Consider the following 20178-nt stretch of genomic DNA (forward strand, 5'->3'; position numbering starts at 1 on the left):
GCACGAAGCGAAGCGTAGGAGGAGGCTCGGCGCTCGCCCGCGGAAAGCGAGCGGAATGCTTCGGAAAACAACAGTAGAGTCACAGTGCCAAATGAAAAAAGCGAGCTATTCAACGATTTAATCGTTGAATAGCTCGCAATGTGAAAAGATATAGACTTTTTCAGTGCCCTCCAATAAAGGGTGCATTTTTATTTACATAATAATTGATCCGCCATCTGATGTTAGAGTTATAGAGGGAGAATATTACCTTGAATGATAGTAAAGTCAACGTCTCCCTGTCGCAAGTTTTTTTAGCTAAAACCGCATCTAGGTTAGACAATGTGCAGAGATTGCTAGTTTCAATTCACTAAAAAAAGCCCAGCTCTCACAAGGAGCTGGGTTAGAAAAGGAATTTTATTTCTCTTCTTTTTTGACCGCGAAGACATGTGAAATGGCACCGTCTGTAGCTATATCTACTTTAAAGGAGCCATTAGAATGGCGATCTGCTCGAGTTAATGCTTGTACATCAAGGATCTCTTGCACACCTTTTTCCGTTTCAATCATTAGCTGTTCCCCATCAGTTACTTTGACTACAGCTACGATACGATGTGGGTTCGCTTTTAATTCTGTTAACACTTTTAAGCCGCGTTTTGCACGACTCGTCATCTCTACTTCGGCAACATTCATTTTTTTCACCGCACCGCGATGTGTCACAATCGCAACATACGCAGTGGCATTTGGCGGTAAAACATTGATGCCAACTAATGCTTCTCCGTCTTTCAACGTAATCCCTTTGACGCCGCCTGTTTTTACTCCTGTTACTGGTAATTCCTCCACAGGGAAACGAATAGCATAAGCCGTATCTGTCGTTAACATTAGCTCTGCATCGTCTGTCACGATACCTGCAAAAATCATTTCATCGCCTGACTTAACATTCATCGTTTTGATCGGTTTCGAATAGCGTGTAACAGCATAATCTGCTACAGGTGAGCGTTTAATTTGTCCATCTTTCGTAGCTGTTAAAATATACGTATTGGCCTGTTCGAAAGTCTCAAAACCGTATACAGCAATAATAGATTCATCTTTCCCTGTCGGTACAATACTAGAAATATGCTGACCAAGATCCTTCCAACGAATATCAGGTAGTTCATGGACAGGCTGATAAATATAATTGCCTCGATTTGTAAACAGCAGTAGATGATGCTGTGTATTTAAGTTTGCTTCATATAATAAATAATCGGAATCCTTCATCGCGAAATCCTGACCATTCGAAGCTGCATGTGAACGTGTAGATGTACGCTTAATATAGCCATCTTTTGTGACAGTCACTACAACCTCTTCACTTGGGACAAGGACATCTAACGTAATTTTGATTTCTTCAATTTCTTGTTCGATTTTTGAACGACGTGGCTCTGCAAAGCGCTTTTTAATGTCAAGTAGTTCCTGTTTAATAACACGTACAAGCTTTGCTTCACTATTAAGAATACCTTCAAGCTTAGCAATCAATTTATTTAATTCTTCCTGTTCAGCACGCAATTCCGTAATATCCGTATTTGTTAAACGGTATAATTGCAAGCTAACGATTGCCTCTGATTGCACTTCTGTAAAGTCAAACTTCACCTGTAAATTCGTTTTCGCATCTCGTTTATCATTAGAAGAACGAATCGTTGCAATGACTTCATCTAAAATGGACAGTGCCTTGATCAAGCCATCAACAATATGCGAACGATCTTTTGCCTTTTGCAAATCATAAATGGAGCGGTTTGTCACGACTTCCTTTTGATGAGCAATATAAGAATCCAGTAACAATGGCAATGTCATCATTGTCGGACGACGATTATGGATAGCAATCATATTAAAATTATAAGCTACTTGTAAATCAGTTGTTTTGAACAAATAGTTTAAAATTCCTTGTCCAGGAACATCTTTTTTCAGTTCAATGACAACACGTAGGCCTGTACGATCCGATTCATCACGAATTTCCGCAATTCCTTCAAGTCGTTTATCGACACGTTGCTCATCGATCTTCTTCACAAGATTTGCTTTATTAACATCGTACGGTAATTCCGTAATAACAATTTGCTCTTTGCCACCTTTAATTGGCTCAACGACTGCTTGCGCACGCACAATGATTTTACCGCGTCCTGTTTCGTATGCTTTTTTAATGCCATCGACACCTTGAATGATCCCACCTGTTGGGAAATCAGGCCCTTTAATAACGGTCATTAAATCATCGACAGTGGTATTTGGGTTATCTAAACGCATAAGAACACCGTCTAGCACCTCATCAAGTGCGTGAGGAGGGATATCTGTCGCATAACCGGCCGAAATACCAGTTGAGCCGTTGACTAGTAAGTTCGGGAAACGAGCTGGTAAAACAGTTGGCTCCATATCCTGATCATCGAAGTTCGGTACAAGTTCAACTGTTTTTTTACCAATATCGCGTAGCATCTCCGCTGCAATAGCAGAGAGTCTTGCCTCGGTATAACGCATCGCTGCCGGTGGGTCACCATCAACAGAACCGTTATTCCCATGCATTTCAATGAGCATATGACGCGCTTTCCAATCCTGACTCATACGCACCATAGCTTCATATACTGAACTATCACCATGAGGATGATAGTTACCGATAACATTACCGACAGTTTTTGCTGATTTACGGAATGGTTTATCGTTCGTATTGCCCTCTGTAAACATCGCATATAAAATACGTCGTTGCACAGGCTTAAGACCGTCACGTGCATCAGGCAACGCGCGGTCTTGAATAATATATTTACTATAGCGACCAAAACGGTCACCCATAACTTCTTCTAAAGGTAAATCTTGAAATTTTTCCGTACTACTCATGCTTGGTCCTCCTCCTGTTGGATGAATTCATTGTCTAAAATATTTGAATCATCCTCCATACCGAAGTCTACATTAGCTTCGATCCATTTACGGCGCGGCTCTACTTTATCGCCCATTAAAGTTGTCACACGTCTATCAGCACGTGCACCATCCTCGATCGTCACACGTATTAATGTACGTGTTTCAGGGTTCATTGTCGTATCCCACAGCTGGTCAGCATTCATCTCACCAAGCCCTTTATAACGTTGTAATATGTAACCCTTTCCAACTTTTTTAATGGCCGCTTGTAAGTCATTTTCAGTCCAAGCATATTCAATCACTTCTTTTTTACCAGTGCCTCTTGATATTTTATAAAGTGGTGGTAATGCGATAAATACCTTTCCAGCTTCAATCAATGGTCGCATATAACGATAGAAGAACGTTAACAGCAGCACTTGAATATGCGCTCCGTCAGTATCAGCATCGGTCATAATAACGACTTTGTCATACGCTGAATCCTCGACAGAGAAATCTGTTCCGACGCCAGCACCAATGGCATGGATAATCGTTGAAATCTCTTCATTTTTCATAATATCCTGCAGCTTTGCTTTTTCTGTATTAATAACTTTACCACGCAAAGGTAAAATCGCTTGGAACGTACGATCTCGTCCTTGTTTTGCAGAGCCACCTGCAGAGTCACCTTCGACTAAATACAGCTCGTTTTTCGCTGCATTTCGAGATTGTGCAGGCGTTAATTTTCCAGAAAGAATGGTACTGGCTTTTTTGCTCTTCTTGCCGTTTCGTGCATCTTCACGTGCTTTACGAGCCGCTTCACGTACTTGTTGGGCACGAATAGCTTTACGAACAAGAGATGCAGACAATTCTGCGTTTTCCTCAAGCACATATAAAATTTGCTCCGAAACAACACTATCTACTGCCGAGCGTGCCTCACTCGTACCAAGCTTGCCCTTCGTCTGACCCTCAAATTGTAGTAAATGCTCTGGTATACGAACAGAAACAATCGCCGCTAAGCCTTCTCGGATGTCTGTCCCTTCAAGATTTTTATCTTTATCTTTTAACAGGCCAATTTTACGTGCATATTCATTAAAAACACGTGTTAAAGCTGCCTTGGCACCTGTTTCATGTGTCCCACCATCTCGTGTACGCACATTGTTAACAAATGAAAGGATTGTTTCTGAGTATCCATCGTTGTATTGAAAGGCGAATTCAACTTCAATTTCGTCTTGGATCCCTTCCACATACTTAACAGGATGAAGGACGTCTTTCTCCTCATTCAAATACGCAACGAAAGCTTCAATGCCGTTCTCATAAAAGAAAACATCACCTTTGCCTTCCTCGCGTTCATCAATTAACTCAATTTTTAAGCCTTTTAATAAAAACGCTGACTCACGTAAACGTTCTGCAAGCGTATCATAATTGTATTTTGTTACAGAGAAAATCGTGTCATCTGGTAGAAAATGAACAAGCGTTCCTGTCTGCTTTGTTTGTCCAATTTCTTCTAATGTCGTCACAGGATGGCCACCGTTTTCAAAACGTTGTCGATATTTTTTACCATCGCGATGAATCGTAACTTCTAAAAAAGTGGATAAAGCATTAACAACAGACGAACCTACACCATGTAAGCCACCACTTGTTTTATAGCCGCCTTGTCCGAACTTACCACCGGCATGTAAGACAGTGAAGATAATCTCAGGAGTCGGTTTCCCCATCTTATGCATACCTGTTGGCATTCCTCGGCCGAAGTCTCGAACGCTGATACTTTGATCTTTATGAATAGTGACAATGATATGAGAACCAAAGCCAGCCAGTGCTTCATCCACCGCATTATCGACGATTTCATATACAAGGTGATGAAGTCCACGGCCATCCGTAGAACCGATATACATGCCGGGTCGTTTTCGTACCGCTTCTAATCCTTCTAATACTTGAATGGCGTCATCATTATAGACGCTTGGTGACTGTTTATTCGTCAAAAATTTCCCCTCCAAAAAACAAACGCATGTTCTATTTATATTCTCTTCCTAATAATAATAGCATTTCCTAACAATATCTAGTGACAGGCCCAAAAAATTTTTAAAATTCCTCACAGCTTCATCGTTTTGATCTGTTTTACCGGAAGAAAAATTTGCAATAGTTGCTCCAATATGTATCAAGAACTCTTCTCTTCCTTTGACGCAGGGCAATAAGTTTTAGTTGCACTGGTCATTACTTTTTTTCAAAACGATACGAATCGCTGAAGGCTTTGAACTTTCATTCAAAAGCATTTGACTATTCTCTGAAAAATATACAGGTACAGTAATAAATGGGTTTCTTCTGTCTAAAGAAATTCGTACTAGTTTACTCTAGAAATTAAAGATAGACTTCTATTCTACCAAAGGAATGGGTGATTGACAAAATTGCCTTTTTACCTATATTTTTAGAAAGGGCTTTCATGCTGCCTACATGAATCATGTCTAAAAGACTAACCTAAAATCATATACATATAAAAATCCTTGAAAAATAGAGTTATCTTTTGTAATGAATTCAAGATACACTAAGAAATCTCCTTCATGTCATTGTAGATTATAGAGAAAAAGTGTAGAATATTTGTTACATATTATTAGTACCAAGTGTTAATTAATGAATGAATGAAAGGAGTCCAAATATGCTAAATGGACTTATTATTTTATGTGCTTATTTAATCGGCTCGATCCCCTCTGGGTTATGGATAGGCAAAATTTTTTATAAAACTGATATTCGCCAACATGGAAGTGGCAATTTAGGTGCGACAAATACTTTTCGTATTTTAGGAAAAAAAGCAGGAATCGTCGTAACGATTATGGATGTCTTAAAAGGTACAGCAGCCGTATTACTTGTAGCTCTTCCTCTATTCTCTAATGTCTCTATCCATTCGCTATTACTTGGACTAGTAGCCGTTATTGGTCATATGTTCCCAATCTTTGCAGGTTTCCGCGGAGGGAAAGCGGTAGCAACATCAGCTGGAGTTCTCTTAGGCTATTCATGGCCTCTTTTTATCTTATTATTTATTGCGTTTATTGTAACATTAAAAATTACAAAGATTGTAAGTTTAACTTCCATGATTGCCGCTTTAGTAGCACTTATTTATTCAATCGTTTATTATTTTGTTACAGGCGACTTTGCGTTAGGTATTTTAATAGCTTGTTTATTTACCTTTATCATTTACCGTCACCGAGCAAATATTGCACGCATTAAAAATGGTACTGAACCAAAGGTGAAATGGTTGTAACATAGAAAGGAGCATTCTAATGAATATTGTACTAACAGATGAAGCCCTACAATGGTTCAAACAAGAGATGGAAGTAGAATCCGGAGATACGATTCGTTTTTATGCTAGATATGGTGGTTCCAGTCCTTTTCACGAAGGCTTTTCCCTAGGTATGACACGCGAAGAACCATTCAACATTGGTGTTAAGAAAGTTATTGACGATGTTACCTACTATATAGATGAAAAAGATTTATGGTTTTTCAATAATCACAGTTTATATGTAGATGTGGATGTTACAAATGACGAATTAAAATATGAGTATAAAAAATAAAGCAGTGTTCCCTTTCGTTTAAACGAAGGGAACACTGTTTTTTTATTTGAATCTATTCCAACCTTAGTTTATCTTCTTTCAAAGTTGTACATTCTATAGTTATGTAAAATCTTGAGGAGGAAATGAAAATGTCTATTTCTAAAATTACTGATACCTCCCAAAACAATGACCAACTGTATAGTTCTCTTTCTCAAAATTTGAAGATAATTAAAAACACACTCGGGAATAGTAATGACCTTATCATACGAGAAATTACCATTGGAAAAGCTGAAAAATATGTTTTCGCGATCATCTACGTAGATGGCTTAACCGATAAAATAAGCATTTCTGATTCTGTAATTGATAAACTAATGCTTGATATTGAGGCAAGTGATGAAACAGAAACAGACAAGATTATTCGCTATTTAAGAGATTCTTGTTTAACAGTCGGCGATGTTAATGATATTTTCAATTTTTCAACACTGTACAATTCGATTTTGAATGGTGATACGGTCATTTTATTAGATGAATCTTCAACTGGAATTGTAACAAGTACAAAAGGTGCAAAAGATAGGGCTGTTATGGAGCCTTCAACAGAGTCGGTCATTAGAGGTCCACGGGAAGCCTTTACGGAAACATTGCGTACGAATACGGCTCTGATCCGTCGGAAAATTAAAAGTCCGAATCTCTGGATCAAGTCTCGTATTGTCGGTGAAGTAACAAAAACGGATGTTGCTGTTATGTATTTAAATGACATTGCGAATGACAAAATAGTAGCGGAGGTTCTTTCCCGATTAGATCGTATTAATATTGATGGTATTTTAGAAAGCGGCTACATTGAAGATTTTATTCAAGATTCTAAAACCACCATATTCCCTACAGTTTATAATTCTGAACGACCTGATGTTATTGCTGGTGAACTATTAGACGGAAAAATTGCAATTCTAGTGGATGGATCACCGTTTGTCCTAGTTGTCCCAGCTCTATTTACATCCTTTTTACAATCTGCTGAAGATTATTATCAGCATTGGATGATTAGTACTCTTGTACGTTTATTGAGATTTTTTGGAATTGGCCTAGCCTTGATAGCGCCATCGCTTTACGTAGCGATTACCACCTTTCATCAAGAAATGCTACCAACTCCTATGTTAATAAGTATTGCATCTCAACGAGAAGGAGTCCCCTTCCCTGCCGTTGTAGAGGCACTCATAATGGAGATTGCCTTTGAGGTGTTAAGAGAAGCAGGTCTTCGAATGCCAAGAACGATTGGACCAGCCGTATCCATTGTTGGAACATTAGTGATCGGTCAAGCCGCTGTAGAAGCAGGAATTGTATCAGCTGTAATGGTCATTATTGTGGCACTTACAGCCATTTGTAGCTTTTTATTCCCTGCTTATGGCTTATCCAATACAGTTCGTGCACTTCGTTTCCCATTAATGATTTTAGCAGCAATTGTTGGATTGTATGGTGTGATGTTTGGCCTAATGATCATTCTCCTTCACTTATGCAGTTTACGAACTTTCGGTGTTCCATATTTAAGTCCATTCGGGCCATTAATTCTAGACGATCAAAAAGATGCCCTTGTGTTGTTCCCACGAAGAGCATTATTGACTCGACCACGCTTAATTAGTCAAAAAAATACTGTCAGAGGTCATAAATATTTTAATACGAAAAAAAGGAATCAAAAGAATGTGTAAACGAGGAATAAACCATGTCAAAATATAAGGCAATATGTTTACTAATGATTCTTTCTTTACTTTTAAGTGGTTGCTGGAGTAAGCGCGAACTCAATGAATTAGCAATTGTCGCAGCATTGGGAATAGATAAGGTAGATAATGAGTTCGAAATAACTGTTCAAGTTGTAGATCCTGGTGAAATCTCCTCCAAACAGCCTACTTCAGGACGATCACCGGTTATTACCTATCATTCAAAAGGTAAAACGGTCTTTGAGGCCATTAGAAAAATGACAACAGTAACAGCTAGAAAACTTTATTTCGCTCACCTTCAAATCGTTGTACTCGGTGATGAATTGGCGAAAGAAGGAATGGCCGAACCGTTAGATTTAGTGTCAAGAGATCATGAATTCAGAAATGACTTCGATGTCATCGTTGCTCATGACGCGACTGCCGACGAAGTTTTAAACGTTTTAACACCTATCGAAAAAGTTCCAGCTAACAAATTACTAAATTCTCTTAAAACGTCAGAGAAAACTTGGGGTACAACACAATCCATTAAAATTGATGAATTAATCAATACTTTAAATAACAAAGAAACAAGTGTAGTCATGTCTGCCATTGAAATACAGGGAGATAAAAATGCGGGAAAGGATCCATCGAATGTTAAAAAATCGAAGTCTTCTGTGCTATTAAAGTACGCAGGCTTAGGTGTTTTTAAAGAAGATAAATTCATTGGGCTTTTATCAGAAGAAGATAGTAGAAGTCTAGGTTTTTTAAAGGACAAAATAGACAGTACAATTGAAATTCTTGCTTGCCCTAAGGAAGGTACTGTATCAACAGAGATTACGCACTCAAAGACGAAAATAAAAGGTAAATTTGAAAATGGAGCACCAAAAATCAATGTTTTTATAGATGTTAGCCAAAATGTCGGAGAAGTTGAATGTACGATAGACCTTACTAAAGAAAAATCGATTCACTACATCAATAAAAAAACAGAAGAACATATTAAAAAACGAATCGAAGAAACAATTAAAACAGTTCAGCAAAATTATCGGGTCGATATTTTTGGATTTGGTTCAGAACTTCATCGTACAAATCCGAAAGAGTGGAAAAAAATAAAAAAAGACTGGCTCACTATATTTCAAGAGGTGCCAGTTAAAGTTGAAGTACATGTGAACACACAAGGATTAGGGACGATGGAAAACTCATTAGTGAAGAAGCCGAAGGGAGAATAATCTATGATTATGACGATTTTTATACTATTAATTACAGCTGTTATAGCCTTTGCCTTCATTCCAAATTTAAACAAAAATAAAGAAACGAAAACAATCGTTATTTTTTCGATTTTTTTAATGCTCGGTGCTGCATTAAATGTTGCGGTCTCATTAAGGTTCAAAATACCGAGCCCAATAGATTTAATTACCTTTATTTTTTCACCAATTAAAGATTTATTCATTTCCATGACAAAGTAATAAAGCAACTTTATGTTAAGAAAGGGGTATCGTTCATGATGGAAAAAGAAATAATTAGTTCAAGACAATTTATGATCATTACCCTTCTCTTTTCAATTGGCACAGCCATTTTAATTATCCCTGCAAGTGTAACAAGCGAAGCAAAGCAAGATGCATGGATTGCAGCAATCATTGGTGTCGTTTTAAGTTTGCCCATAGTAAAGCTTTTCGTTGCTTTAGGAAATAGAACACCTACCCTTACATTTGTAGAGGCTAATGAAAAGATATTAGGTCGTTTTTTTGGAAAATTCACTGCAATTGGCTTTATTATTATATCTTTACTTTCTGCCGGTGAATTATTATATTTCATTGGGATTTTTATGAAAACGGAAATTATGCCAGAAACACCTACGATGGCGTTTGCATTTATGTTCAGTATTATCATTATATATGCTGCATTTTTAGGTATTGAGGTATTTGCCCGTTCTGCAGAAATACTATGTCCAATTTTTATTTTAATTTTTATTTTCTTTGTAATTTGTATTTCGCCATCCATCCAGATTGAAAATATACAGCCAATAATGGAAACACCAAAAAAATCATTATTCTTTAGTATGATTCGATTTATAAGTCTTTTTTCATTCCCGCTTGTTGTATTATTAATGATTTTCCCTTCCGCAGTTAACGTCCAAAAATCTGCACAAAAAGGTTTTTACATTGGCGCAATTTTGGGAGGGATTGTCTTAATTACGATCATCACACTATCTATCCTTGTCCTAGGTCCGGCAAATACTGCTTCTAGGACATTTCCTAGTTATTCATTAGCTCAAAGAATTTCAATCGGGAATTTTCTGCAGCGTATTGAAGTGATTATGGCGACCATGTGGGTAATATCTATTTATATTAGAACTTTTATGTATTTTTATGCTTCGGTGATCGGTATCGCACAAATATGTAAAATTAAAAATCATCGACCGCTCATTTTTCCACTCGGCATGATTATCCTTGGACTTTCACAAATTGTTCATCCTAATATTATTCATTCAGATATTTACAATAGAGATATCTGGCCTATATTTTCCTTTGTTTTAATGATTTTATTACCATTAGTTTTATTACTAGTCTCAATGATTCGCAAAATTAATGGAAATAATACACAAAATGAAAGTAATAGTAATAACGATAATTCTACACAAGGTGAAAGTAGCAGTAATGGCGGTAATACTTCTCAAAATGAAAGTAGTAGTAATAACAATGATTCTACTCAAAGTGGTAGTAGCAATAATGGCGGAAATACTACACAAAATGAAAGTAATAGTAATAACAATAATTCTACTCAAAGTGATAGTAGCAATAATGGCGGTAATGCTTCTCAAAATGAAAGTAGTAGTAATAACAATAATTCTACTCAGAGTGATAGTAGCAGTAATGGCGGTAATGCTTCTCAAAATGAAAGTAGTAGTAATAACAATAATTCTACTCAAAGTGATAGTAGCAGCAATAGCGAAAATCCTTCACCGAGCACAAGTGATAACGCTTCAAGCAATAATACACAGAATGATAGCGATACCGGCAATACTCCAAATAGTGATAAAAATAAAGATTCTCCAGAAAATTAATAACATAGTGGCATAAAAAATGATGAACCTGATCGTTTCATGGTCATCATTTTTTCTTTACATTTCTATTGAAAATTGATCAATTATGTCTCGGTATAGTTCTGTAAGCGGATATCTTTTGTACCGAAAGCGTAGCGACAGGTACAGGTGTTTGGACACCCGCTGAAAGAAGTTATAAGAATTCAATTCCAACCTTTGTTTATCTTCTCTCAAAATTGTACATTATATAGTTATGTAAATGTTGAGGAGGAATGGAAATGTCTATTTCTATAATTGCCGATACTATAGTTCTCTTTCTCAAAATTTGAAAAACACACTAGGGAATAACAATGACCTTATCATACGAGAAATGACCATTGGAAAAGCTGAATAGTATGCGTCATCGATCATCTATGTAAATGGCTTATCAAATACAGTTCGCGCTCTTCGATTTTAGCAGCTATAGTTGGATTGTTTGGTTTAATGTTTGGTTTAATGTTTGGTTTAATGTTTGGCCTTATGATCATCGCTTACGAACTTTTGTGTTCCATATTTAAGTCCATTCGGCCCATTAATTCTAAAGGATCAAAAAGACTGTTGTTCCCTCGTAGAGCTTTATTGACTCGACCACACTTAATTAGTCAAAAAATACTGTCAGGGTCATTTTAATACGAAAAAAAGGAATCAAACGAATGATTCCAAAATTTAAATAATAAAGATTCGGTGCTGCATTAAATATTGGGGTCTTATAAAGGATCAAAATTCCAAGCCCATTAGACTTGCTTACCTTTATTTTTTCACCAATTAAAGATTTAATTGTCTCCCTGACAAAATAATAAGGATCTTTATGTTAAGAGCAAAGGGGTAGCGTTCAAATGGAAAAAGAAATAATTAGCTCAAGACAATTTATGATCATTACCCTTCTCGCTTCAATTGGAACAGCCATTTTAATTAGCCCTGCTAGTGTAGCAAGTGAAGCAAAACAAGATGCCTGGATTGCCGCGATTATTAGTGTCGTTTTAAGTTTACTTTTAATAAAGCTTTTCATAACTGTAGGAAAACGGACACCTACCCTTACATTTGTAGAAGCTAATGAAAAGATATTAGGTCGCTTTTTCGGAAAAATAACTTCGATTGGTTTTATTTTTCTATCCCTACTTTCTGCCGGTGAATTATTATATTTCATTGGCATTTTCATGAAAACAGAAGTTTTGCCAGAAACACCTACAATGGCCTTTGCGTTTCTGTTCAGTATTATCATTATTTATGCTGCATTTCTAGGGATTGAAGTTTTTGCCCGTTCTGCAGAAATACTATTCCCATTTTTTATTTTAATTTTTATTTTATTCGTAGTTTGTATTTCACCATCCGTTCAGATGGAAAATCTACAGCCAATAATGGAGGCACCAGCAAAATCATTATTCTTTAGTATGATCCGATTAATGAGTATTTTTTCATTCCCTCTTGTCATATTATTAATGATTTTTCCTTCTACTGTTAACGTCCATAAATCAGCACAAAAAGGTTTTTACATTGGCACAATTCTTGGAGGGATTGTCTTAATTGCTATCATCACACTAGCTATCCTTGTCCTAGGTCCGGCAAATACTGCTTCTAGGACATTTCCTAGCTATTCATTAGCCCAAAGAATTTCAATCGGGAATTTTTTACAACGTATTGAAGTGATTATGGCAGCCATGTGGTTAATATCAATTTATATTAAAACTTTTATGTTTTTTTACGCTGGGGTCATCGGCATCGCACAAATATGTAAAATTAAAAATCATCGACCGCTCATTTTTCCATTCGGAATGATTATCCTTGGACTTTCACAAATTATTCATCCTAGTATCATTCATTCAGATATTTACAATAGAGAAACCTGGCCTATTTTTTCTTTTATTTTCGCAATCTTATTACCATTAGTCTTATTACTTGTCGCGAAAATTCGCAAAATTAACGGTAATCAAGGAAATAATACAAAAAGTAATTGTAGTACACAGAATGAAAGCGGTAGTAATAACGGAAATGCTTCTCAAAATGAAAGTAGTAGTAATAACAATAATTCTACTCAAAGTGATGGTAATAGCAATGCCGGAAATACTACTCAAAGTGCAAGTAGTAGTAATAATGATAATTCTACTCAAAGTGATGGTAATAGCAATGCCGGGAATGCTTCTCAAAATGAAAGTAATAGTAATAACGATAATTCTACTCAAAGTGATGGTAATAGCAATGACAGAAATACTACTCAAAATGAAAGTAGTAATAATAACGAAGATTCTATTCAAAGTGGAAGTAGTAGCAATAGCGAAAATCCTTCGCAGAGTGTTAGTAGCAGCGATACTGGCAATACGCCAAACAGTGATAAAAACAAAAATTAAAATTAACAGTATAAAATCATAAAAAAATGATGACCCTACCATATCAAGGTCATCATTTTTAATTGCTATTAAATGGCATTAAATATGATATTCAATTTGATCGACGAAATCCCATTCATATGGTGTTTCTTGGTAAACATAGTAGTTCAACCAATTTGAGAATAATAAATGAGTATGGGCACGCCACGTATTAATCGGTTCATTAGCAGGATTATCATGTGGGAAGTAATTCACTGGTACCTCAATATCTAATCCTTTCGCAACATCTCGACTATACTCATCAGCTAAAGTCGTTGCATCATATTCAAGATGGCCCGTAATCATAATGTTTTTATTATCCTTAGATTGCACAATAAAAACACCAGCATCTTCAGAATAAGATAGTAATCGTAAATCAGGATGGCTAAGTACTTCATCAATTGATACGGATGTATATCGTGAATGTGGTGCAGTAAATGAATCACTAAATCCACGTACTAAATCCACTGTTAAATCCGTAATAACATGAGAATATACACCTGAGCATTTAGCAGGAAGTCCAATTTTACCGATACCGTAATGATGGTATAACGCCGCCTGTGCACCCCAACATATATGTAAAATCGATGTTACGTTTGCCTTAGACCAATCCATAATTTCTGAAATTTCCTGCCAGTAGTTCACTTCTTCAAACTCCATTTTTTCTACTGGTGCACCTGTAATGATCATACCATCATAACGGCGATGACGGATTTGATTGAAGGTCGTGTAAAATAACTGTAAATGTGATTTACTGACATTTTTCGATTCATGCGTAGCTGTATTTAAAAATGAAATATTCACTTGTAACGGTGTATTCCCCAATAAACGAAGTAATTGCAGCTCTGTTTTTTCTTTTTCTGGCATTAAGTTCAAAATTAATATATTTAACGGACGAATTTGTTGCGTTTTCGCTCTGTCCTCTTCCATAACGAAGATTTTTTCCTCACGTAAATGTTCTCCAGCTGGTAAGTTTTTCGGAATATTAATTGGCATCTTGCATTCCCCTCTCTTTTATTTCTTTTGTTACATCAATGCACGGGCCCTGCGCAAAGCTCAAATATCAAACGATGAAATTAAAAAATCCCCCTCATTCCATATGAGATAGAATGAGAAGGATTTTTCCACGTTCACTCTTATCTCTCAAAGGATAAATCCTTTGCTGGAATTAGCACCTTTCTAACTTTCGTTAGAGGTTGCTGAAGCGTCATCGGGCCAAATCCCTCAACTTCTCATGATAAGATTATTTAATTAAAAAGAATTGTAACATGAACAATTAAGAATATCAATAATACATAGAATATTTTGTTATTAATCATGCATGTCATTATGTCATTTGTTTAACACTAAACTTGAATGTTTACAATCATTATTTGATGGTAAACATGCTGTACTTATGTTAACATATACCTTTAGTAACAGAGAGGAACGTGAATAGTTTGATTAAAATTGATTTTCCAAAACCAGATTTAGTAATTCGCCAACGCGAACAAGATTTAAAGCCAGGAGATGTACCAATCACACCATACCATGGTTTTATCGACTTCCATAAAATCACTCGTGAAAACGGTGGAATTTTCTTATTCTACAATGAAGAGAACGAACTATTATTTGTAGGGAAAGCACGTAAAATTCGTCAACGTATTAAAAAGCATTTTGAGGACAATGTGTCACCGATGAAAAATCATCGTGATGAAATTTTCAAAATTGAAGTGTATGAAGTGGAAGATCCAATGGAACGTGAAATTTATGAAACGTACGCGATCAATTCATTCCGCGCTAAATACAATGTTGATAAAGTATTTTATTAATATTTAACGAAAAAAAAGAATCTGCTTGCCCTCTGTAATGTACATGACGGCTTGCAGATTCTTTTTCAATACTTTTATTCTAAGAAAAATGCTTTACGTTCTTTAGTAATCCATTCCTCAAGCTCCGTATCATCGCGCTTTAAAAGGCGATTAATAAGCACGTCATGCCATACATAATCCTCTAATAAATAGATATGAACAGGATCATTGGTAATAAAAGCCGTTTCCTGATTTGCCGGAGAGTGACCATAAATCATCTCTTGACCATCTACAGACAAAATAAACCAATGAGGTGTAGACGCATTCCTCGTATAGCGAGTGATACGGTGTTGGTCAATGGAAGCTAAATGGTCCTCCACATACAAGGTAATTCCATGAACAGGTATATGCTTCGCTACCTCATGTAAATCTTCCCGCAATTCTTCATACATATCTTCCCACATTGATAATATGACTTTTTTCTCCGCTTTTTTTAATAATGACTGACAATAATTGAAGATTGCCTCTTTTCCTTTTAACGTGACAACTTTATGCTCCGCTTCCTGCTCTTTTACTTCTAATTTTTCTAATCGATCACTAATCGACGAAAAATTAGATTGCCAACGTTGCTGAATTTGCTGTAAAAACACAGCGACAGGAATGGAAGAGTATGTCGTATGATCTGCCGTTTCTTCTTTCAGTACTAACCCTTTTTCAACAAGTACATCAAGTATATCGTATATTCTTGCACGAGGGATACCGGAGTTTTTACTTACTTGATAGGCACTAACATGACTATTTTGTACGAGTGCAGTATAGGCCTTCGCTTCATATTCTGTGAATCCCAGCTCTTTTAATTGGGCGATTAATTCAACCATTCGATCCCTCCATTACCTCTATTATAAGTTAAGGCTATGAAGATACGCCAACGAAAAAAATTAGTCTTTACAGCCTCGTGAAATTTAGTTACTATTTCAGTAGTAACTATCAAAAGAGGTGTAAACATGCTATTTGAAGTAGATGTAAATGTAGTCATATTATTAATATCTTTTGGATTTTTAGCCGCCTTTGTGGATGCAGTCGTTGGAGGTGGTGGCTTAATTGCGTTACCTGCCCTTATGTTTGCTGGTTTAAATCCAGCAGCGGCAGTAGCCACTAATAAACTTGCCGGCACCATGGGTTCTTTAACATCAACCCTTTCTTTTTATCGATCTGGTCAGCTAGAAATTCGTTCGGTTATTAAATACTTTCCCCTAGCCTTTGTAGGATCACTTTTTGGTGCATGGACAGTTCATTTAATTAATCCTGAATTACTAAAACCACTTATGCTCATAATGCTTGCTGCTGTTGCAGTCTATACAATCTTTAAAAAAGATTGGGGTTCTGTAGCTACAGTCAAAAATTTAAAGTTTACGCACTTAGTCCTATTCATGCTGTTGTTATTTACAATTGGGTTTTATGATGGGTTTCTTGGTCCAGGAACTGGCTCGTTTTTAATCTTTAGTTTTTTATTAGTCGGCTTCGATTTCTTAAAGGCAGCAGGAAACGCGAAATTTTTAAACTTAGCAAGTAATTTTGCCGGCCTTTTAATGTTCGCCTACTTAGGTCAGATTCATTATGTCTATGGTTTACTAATGGGTATCGCTCAAATTGCCGGTGCATTTGTAGGCTCACGTATGGCGATTAAAAAAGGTAGCGGCTTTGTCCGCGTATTATTTATTATCGTAACGATTACTTTGTTAACTAAAAATGCTTATGATTACATAAAAAACGCCGTAGATATCTAGCTCTACGGTGTCTTAGCTTGTCGACAATCTTTGGCGTTCTGTTTCTTTAATTTGGAGAGGCTTTTGGTCATTTCGGAGGGGCTTTCTGTCACTTTAGAGGGGCTTTCTGTCACTTTAGAGGGGCTTTCCGTCACTTTGAAATTGTCTATCCATCAATCCAGATATTCTATCCACGATTTTGGAGGTTCTATCCACGGTTTGGGTGATCCTCGCCATCATTTTTGAAGGTTCTATCCATCACTTCAAGTTATTTCCGTCAATTCAGGTTCTATCCATCACTTCGGAGGGACTTTCCGTCACTTTGAAATTTCTATCCATCAATCCAGAAATTCTATCCACGATTTTGGAAGTTCTATCCACCATTTTGAAGGTTCTATCCACGATTTGGGTGATCCTCGCCATCATTTTTGAAGGCTCTATCCATCACTTCAAGTTCTCTCCAGTCACTTCAAGTTATTTCCGTCAATTCAGGTTCTATCCATCACTTCGGAGGGACTTTCCGTCACTTTGAAATTTCTATCCATCAATCCAGAAATTCTATCCACGATTTTGGAAGTTCTATCCACCATTTTGAAGGTTCTATCCACGATTTGGGTGATCCTCGCCATCATTTTTGAAGGCTCTATCCATCACTTCAAGTTCTTTCTGTCACTTCAGTAGTTCTTTCCGTCACTTCGAACTTTCTATCCATCAATTCAGAGATTCTATCCGCGATTTCGAATTTTCTATCCACGATTTTGGACAATCTATCCATCATTACGAACTTTCTATCCATCGCTTATTGTCTGCAAAATAAACCGCCGTAGATATTTTATCACTACGGCGGTTTCTAATTTAAATAAACAACTTTTCATTTTTAAATTTATGACTTGTTAATAAGCTAACAATAATAAATATCACTAAGGAAGCGACGATTGGAATTGTCACGGTATGCATACCAAAGACAGAAGGATAAAAACGATCAATGATTATATAAAGGATCATACCCGAAATCATTGACGCTATAGCACCATACTTATTGGCCTTTTTCCAATATAGTCCTAATACGACGGTCCAAATAAAGACTGCCTCAAGTCCGCCAAAAGCGAATAAATTTAGCCATACTAATAAATCTGGTGGATTTAGTGCAAAAACGACAACGGCTAAACCGATCACTGTCGTAACAATAAAACTTGCACGCTTAATTTCCGTATCATTCGCTGTTGGTTTTATATAATTTAAGTAAATATCTTTCACTACTGTGGAGCTTACAAGCATAAGTAACGCGTTGACTGTAGACATCGTTGCTGCCATCGGTGCTGCTAAAACAATGCCAGCTAAAAATGGTGGTAAAACTTTTAATGTTAGCATCGGCATAACTTTATCACCAATTTCAATACCCGGTATCACTGGTCGTGCAAAAACACCGATTAGATGCATCCCAAACATTATTGTCCCAATGGCAATAGTGCCAATGATAATAGCTAAATGCATACTTTTAGAATCTTTATAGCTCATAGCACGAACTGCGATTTGTGGAAGTCCCACAACTCCAACACCAATCAAAATCCAAAATGTAGATACGTATAATGGCGTTAACTCACCTTCTGCTCCAAATGGAGACACAAGATTCGGATTCTCAACGACAAGTGAAGCCATAATATTATCGATTCCTCCACCAGCGATGATTGTCCCAATTAATAAAATAATAGTTCCGATAACCATAATAGAGCCTTGCACCGTATCCGTTAGTGCAACAGCACGGAAGCCCCCAATAATCACATACACTAATACCGAAATCGCAAATATAAAGAGTGCAGTTGTATAGTTTAAGCCAGTTAATGATTCTATTAATCGAGCACCACCTACCCATTGGGCCATCATTGCGGAAAATAAAAAAATGATAATACTAATGGCCGATAGGATAACAATAGTATGACTCTTATAGCGTTCTCGTAAAAAATCTATTAACGTGATGGCTTGATACCGTCTTGCGATAATAGCAAATTTCTTCCCTAAAATCATTAAGACGAAATAACCTGCAGGAAGCTGCGCCATCGCCAGCAATACCCAGCCAAGCCCTTTCGTGTATGCAACGCCTGGACCACCAATAAAGCTACTTGCACTACCGTACGTAGCAATCATTGTCATAGCGAGGATAAAGCCTCCCATTTCACGACCACCGAGGAAGTATTCCTGTAAAAATGAATTGGAAGAGCGTACATACTTATTTGACCAGATCCCAATACCAAAAATGATGACTAGAAATAATAGCAGTGGAAAAATAACTTGCCAATGCATTATTGATCCACCTCCTCATCGTCAAATGGTACCTCTTTGAAAAAGAGTTTCATGACGACCCAGATTAACATAATCATAAAACCTGTCCCTGCAATACAGCTATAGAAAAACCATGCAGGGAAACCGAATACATACGTATAGCTTGTTGGATCACCAGAGCCTAGTCCATAGGCAAAACCAAACCAAATCGCAAAGTTAACGATAACAAGGCCGATACCGATAAGCGCCTCTCGATGCGCAATTTTAAAGCGTTGATCTTTCAAAATACAGTCCCCCCTAACCTACTCTATTTTACTGATATGTTCGTATTATGGGAACCTTTGTGAAAAAATAAATATCAATAGCTCAAGCTATTTTTTAAAAATAACGATTAACAGAGATTTTCCCCTTATTTCGGGTTTAACATTAGATTGTTTTAATTCAATAGTATCTAATAGCTCTACATCTAAATTTTCGCTATCTTCCCAGTATGAAATATTTCTAGATGCCATTTATTTTTAAGTCTTTGATATTTATTCTCTTCAATCCACATATGTAGGTTTTTGCAGGTTCCATTATTTTACAATCAGCCCCTTTATGTTCTAAAGCGGCATATTTTTGAGATGGGATTGTTAGAGTTACCATATCATCTGGAATATGTTCGTACTTTTTCACTTCAACACAAACCCAGTAACCATCTTCAAAATCATGATCTACGACAAAAGCACCAACTTGCTGTGAAGAATTTTCTACATGTTTCATTTCGCCAATTCGTTTTTTTAACTGCAAGGATGTTTTAGGAATTTCGATTATCTATTGATCAGCTGGACATAAAACCCGAAAACCTACTAGC

General features: G+C 36.6%; 16 protein-coding genes and 1 riboswitch. Of the genes, 9 read left to right on the forward strand and 7 right to left on the reverse strand.

The annotated features are described in order from the left end of the window. Nucleotides 1-393: 393 nt before the first annotated feature. Both parC and parE read right to left on the reverse strand, forming a co-directional pair. Nucleotides 394-2826 (reverse strand): DNA topoisomerase IV subunit A, encoded by a 2433-nt coding sequence (parC, locus tag C7Y47_RS20300; protein ID WP_142510413.1) that lies wholly within the window; start codon nucleotides 2824-2826, stop codon nucleotides 394-396. Further along, nucleotides 2823-4799: a DNA topoisomerase IV subunit B gene (gene parE, locus C7Y47_RS20305; RefSeq protein ID WP_142510414.1), complete on the reverse strand. Its 1977-nt coding sequence runs from the start codon at nucleotides 4797-4799 to the stop codon at nucleotides 2823-2825. Before parE ends, parC begins: the two co-directional genes overlap by 4 nt. 671 nt (nucleotides 4800-5470) lie before the next feature. Between parE and plsY the strand changes: the two genes are divergently transcribed. From plsY to C7Y47_RS20340, 7 genes are all read left to right on the forward strand, one after another. After that, a complete protein-coding gene (gene plsY / locus C7Y47_RS20310; RefSeq protein ID WP_142510415.1) occupies nucleotides 5471-6073 on the forward strand; it encodes a glycerol-3-phosphate 1-O-acyltransferase PlsY in 603 nt (200 codons plus the stop codon). 19 nt (nucleotides 6074-6092) lie between these two features. After that, on the forward strand, nucleotides 6093-6383 hold the full coding sequence (locus C7Y47_RS20315; protein ID WP_142510416.1) for a HesB/YadR/YfhF family protein: 291 nt from the start codon (nucleotides 6093-6095) through the stop codon (nucleotides 6381-6383). A 128-nt stretch (nucleotides 6384-6511) separates the two neighbouring features. Then, on the forward strand, nucleotides 6512-8059 hold the full coding sequence (locus C7Y47_RS20320; RefSeq protein ID WP_142510417.1) for a spore germination protein: 1548 nt from the start codon (nucleotides 6512-6514) through the stop codon (nucleotides 8057-8059). 14 nt (nucleotides 8060-8073) lie between these two features. Beyond that, nucleotides 8074-9273 carry a Ger(x)C family spore germination protein gene (locus C7Y47_RS20325; protein WP_142510418.1) on the forward strand — a complete coding sequence of 400 codons (1200 nt, stop codon included), beginning with the start codon at nucleotides 8074-8076 and terminating at the stop codon, nucleotides 9271-9273. A 3-nt stretch (nucleotides 9274-9276) separates the two neighbouring features. Next, a complete protein-coding gene (locus tag C7Y47_RS20330; RefSeq protein ID WP_142510419.1) occupies nucleotides 9277-9510 on the forward strand; it encodes a hypothetical protein in 234 nt (77 codons plus the stop codon). A 35-nt stretch (nucleotides 9511-9545) separates the two neighbouring features. Then, entirely contained in the window at nucleotides 9546-11108 is a 1563-nt protein-coding gene (locus C7Y47_RS20335; RefSeq protein ID WP_255505283.1) for a GerAB/ArcD/ProY family transporter, read from the forward strand. A gap of 854 nt (nucleotides 11109-11962) precedes the next feature. Beyond that, a complete protein-coding gene (locus C7Y47_RS20340) occupies nucleotides 11963-13471 on the forward strand; it encodes a GerAB/ArcD/ProY family transporter (RefSeq protein WP_142510420.1) in 1509 nt (502 codons plus the stop codon). A gap of 78 nt (nucleotides 13472-13549) precedes the next feature. On the opposite strand, the gene metA is transcribed toward C7Y47_RS20340, so the two are convergent. Continuing rightward, on the reverse strand, nucleotides 13550-14485 hold the full coding sequence (metA, locus tag C7Y47_RS20345; protein WP_142510421.1) for a homoserine O-acetyltransferase MetA: 936 nt from the start codon (nucleotides 14483-14485) through the stop codon (nucleotides 13550-13552). Between the two features lie 137 nt (nucleotides 14486-14622). Further along, a riboswitch (SAM riboswitch) is annotated at nucleotides 14623-14733 on the reverse strand. A gap of 195 nt (nucleotides 14734-14928) precedes the next feature. Here metA and C7Y47_RS20350 point away from each other — a divergent pair. Beyond that, nucleotides 14929-15300 (forward strand): nucleotide excision repair endonuclease, encoded by a 372-nt coding sequence (locus C7Y47_RS20350; RefSeq protein ID WP_142510422.1) that lies wholly within the window; start codon nucleotides 14929-14931, stop codon nucleotides 15298-15300. A gap of 74 nt (nucleotides 15301-15374) precedes the next feature. On the opposite strand, the gene C7Y47_RS20355 is transcribed toward C7Y47_RS20350, so the two are convergent. Beyond that, nucleotides 15375-16157: a TrmB family transcriptional regulator gene (locus C7Y47_RS20355; RefSeq protein ID WP_142510423.1), complete on the reverse strand. Its 783-nt coding sequence runs from the start codon at nucleotides 16155-16157 to the stop codon at nucleotides 15375-15377. A gap of 126 nt (nucleotides 16158-16283) precedes the next feature. Here C7Y47_RS20355 and C7Y47_RS20360 point away from each other — a divergent pair, with 126 nt between their 5' ends. Next, a complete protein-coding gene (locus tag C7Y47_RS20360; RefSeq protein WP_142510424.1) occupies nucleotides 16284-17066 on the forward strand; it encodes a TSUP family transporter in 783 nt (260 codons plus the stop codon). A gap of 834 nt (nucleotides 17067-17900) precedes the next feature. On the opposite strand, the gene panF is transcribed toward C7Y47_RS20360, so the two are convergent. The 3 genes from panF to C7Y47_RS25875 form a co-directional block, all read right to left on the reverse strand. After that, on the reverse strand, nucleotides 17901-19346 hold the full coding sequence (gene panF / locus C7Y47_RS20365) for a sodium/pantothenate symporter (protein WP_142510425.1): 1446 nt from the start codon (nucleotides 19344-19346) through the stop codon (nucleotides 17901-17903). Beyond that, nucleotides 19346-19609: a YhdT family protein gene (locus C7Y47_RS20370; RefSeq protein ID WP_142510426.1), complete on the reverse strand. Its 264-nt coding sequence runs from the start codon at nucleotides 19607-19609 to the stop codon at nucleotides 19346-19348. Before C7Y47_RS20370 ends, panF begins: the two co-directional genes overlap by 1 nt. 217 nt (nucleotides 19610-19826) lie before the next feature. Beyond that, the gene (locus tag C7Y47_RS25875; RefSeq protein ID WP_255505284.1) at nucleotides 19827-20087 is read right to left on the reverse strand and encodes a GyrI-like domain-containing protein; all 261 of its coding nucleotides are present in this window, start codon (nucleotides 20085-20087) and stop codon (nucleotides 19827-19829) included. Nucleotides 20088-20178: the final 91 nt, after the last annotated feature.

Source organism: Lysinibacillus sphaericus (assembly GCF_006864135.1).
Taxonomy (GTDB): Bacteria; Bacillota; Bacilli; order Bacillales_A; family Planococcaceae; genus Lysinibacillus.